We start from the raw sequence: 438 nt of genomic DNA, 5'->3' as shown, positions 1-438 counted from the left end.
AGCTGGGGCCGTGGTCCATTCGGGCAAACCAGACCAAGAGCTGAAATAACAGACCCGTCCCAAAGTGCCGGTCGAGGGCCCGAACGTGGTCGTCCTGCAGGCGCCGCCGACCCGCTTCAAAGCTGGATACAGTGCCCCGCGTTACTCCCATGATCTCCCCGCACTGGGTCAGCGATAGCCCCATCTTCTCCCGCCACAATCGCAGGTAGAAGGCCAGGAAGTACCACATTGAGATCTTGGGATCGAGCGGCTCCCGGACGATCGGCATCTGCGTCCTCCCTGGATCCAACTTCGGCCGCCACAGGCAAAACCTCGAACACTGCTGTTCTCCTTGTCCCACGCAATCGGCACCTCGGCCCCCGCCACGCCTACGCCCATGCGGGCGCCCGCAGATCCGACGAGGGCCCCTCTGGCAACGCCCTCCACACGCCGACTCGC

Annotated in this window: 1 protein-coding gene; it reads right to left on the bottom strand. The window is 64.4% G+C overall.

The features are described from left to right. Positions 1-268, bottom strand: a 268-nt coding sequence (locus tag HUX53_RS00095) for a helix-turn-helix transcriptional regulator (protein ID WP_176401127.1), incomplete at its 3' end; no start/stop codon positions are given. Between the last annotated feature and the right edge of the window lie 170 nt (positions 269-438).

Origin of the sequence: Actinomadura sp. BRA 177, from assembly GCF_013372625.1 — a bacterium.
Classification (GTDB): Bacteria; Actinomycetota; Actinomycetes; order Streptosporangiales; family Streptosporangiaceae; genus Spirillospora.
This window is presented reverse-complemented; position numbering and strand designations above follow the sequence as displayed.